Annotated in this window: 1 protein-coding gene; it reads left to right on the plus strand. The window is 58.1% G+C overall.

Going from position 1 to position 1,297, the window contains the following annotated elements; genetic code table 11:
* A partial coding sequence (locus EAW56_RS12295) for an IS3 family transposase (RefSeq protein ID WP_147453333.1) occupies positions 1-1,297 on the plus strand: 1,297 nt, incomplete at both ends.

Raw genomic sequence — 1,297 nt, forward strand, 5'->3', positions numbered from 1 at the left:
TGTGACCTCAACACAGTCGTTTGCAATTATCGGCGACCAAGTTGGCGTCGCCAGTGGGTCAGTGCGGAAATGGACTTCGCGGTACTGGCCCGACGCGCAAGAGGCTGCCGCTGCCGCGTCGCTGCCGTTCGACGAGGTCTATGCGATCACAATGGAGCGTGTGAGCAAAGATCGCAGAAGCAAACGCACCGAACAGCAACAGCGCATCGCTGATAAGCACAACGCCTCGCCTCGCCCGGCACCGGTAGATTCGTGGTTGCCAGGCCCAGGTCCTGTCCCTGATATGGATGCGCTGCCTGATGACCCTGCAGAGTTAAAGAAACTCCTCGCTCAGGAACGCGAACGCCAAGCGGTCAAAGACGCGATCATTGAAGTGCTCATGGGCGGCAGCGAACACACCCAGGGCAGTGGTGATGCATCGGGAAAAGCCCTCGTCCGTGATGGTGCATTGTCTATAGCTGCGAAAGCTGCTGTGGTCTGCGCCCTTACGGACACCCACCACATCAGTATTGCCAAAGCATGCGCGCTTGCCGGGATTGCGCAGTCAACGTTTTATCACCACCAGGGCAAACACCAACGCAGTGTGGCAAAACGCAAGGCACGCCGCGACAAGTACAAGGTACTCATCCGCCAGGCAGTCGATGAGTGTGGGCAAAGCTACGGCTACCGGCGCATCCACGCGTGGCTTGTTCGCGGTGGGCATCGCATATCGGAAAAAATTGTGCGTGAGCTGATGGACGCACTCGGCTGCCACCCACCAGCAAAAGCATCCACGAAGTACTCCTCATACACCGGTGAGACCGCGCACCGCCCGGCAAACCTGCTGCTCATTGGCGATAACGAGCGCCCTGCTAATGAGACACATACCCTTGCCCGTCCTGAGGTGGCGCACTCGCAGTATTTCACCCGGTATGCGCACAGTAAGGGGTTGACCCATGATTTTCACGCGGATCAACCTTGGCAGAAAATTGGTACCGATGTCAGCGAAATCCGCTGCAGTGACGGCAGGCTCTACTTGTCAGCAGCGATCGACTTCTTCGACGGGATGCCCATTGCTGTGACTATGTCACAAACGCCAAACCATGAGCTGGTTGCCGGGATGATTGAACGGATCGACGCGGTAAAACCTGCTGATGCGCAACCGATCCTGCACTCGGATCGTGGAGGGCTCTACCGCAGCACACGCTGGGTCAACCTGATTACCGACCACGCCCACAACATCACCGGGTGCAAGGCATGCGCCACAGGGGAATGGTGCCAGAGGCGGTGGCGATACATCCCGTCACTGTCACGGAAA

Origin of the sequence: Corynebacterium gottingense (assembly GCF_003693265.1) — a bacterium.
In the GTDB taxonomy this organism is placed as follows: domain Bacteria; phylum Actinomycetota; class Actinomycetes; order Mycobacteriales; family Mycobacteriaceae; genus Corynebacterium; species Corynebacterium gottingense.